Origin of the sequence: Saccharothrix sp. ST-888 (assembly GCF_000955975.1) — a bacterium.
Taxonomy (GTDB): Bacteria; Actinomycetota; Actinomycetes; order Streptomycetales; family Streptomycetaceae; genus Kitasatospora.
On record NZ_JYJF01000392.1, the window covers coordinates 1 to 418 of the forward strand.

The window sequence follows — 418 nt, forward strand, 5'->3', positions numbered from 1 at the left end:
CGGCCCGCCAGCCGGGGCCGCGCAGATGCTCCAGATCGCGTTCGAGTGCGGCCGTACGGAACAGCGCGGGATCGATGAACGGGCCGACCACCGGATGCTCCGCCAGGTCGGCGGCCCGGCCCTCCAGCGCCCGGTAGACGAACCAGAGCTGCCCGGACAGCTCGGCGTACGCATCGCGGCCGAGCCGGCCGCCGAGCAGGTGCGCCATGAAGGAGGACTGCTCGGCTGCTTCGTGCTCGGCGCTGCTTGCGGTGCGCAGTGCGGCGGAGAAGGGAGTGGGCGGCTCATGGCTGGGCATGCGGGTCCTCCGGTCCGATGGGGGCTCTGGGCACGATTGTTATGGTTAGGCTTACCTAAGTCAACGTCATGCCGACACGGTGTCGGGAAAACGGCCCCCGGCCCAGTGTGCGCCTGCGGC

The 418-nt window shown here is 70.6% G+C and carries 1 protein-coding gene; it reads right to left on the minus strand.

The genetic code is table 11. The features are described from left to right. Positions 1 to 298 (minus strand): biliverdin-producing heme oxygenase (locus tag UK12_RS33240; RefSeq protein ID WP_045306940.1); only part of this gene is annotated, 298 nt, incomplete at its 3' end. Positions 299 to 418: the final 120 nt, after the last annotated feature.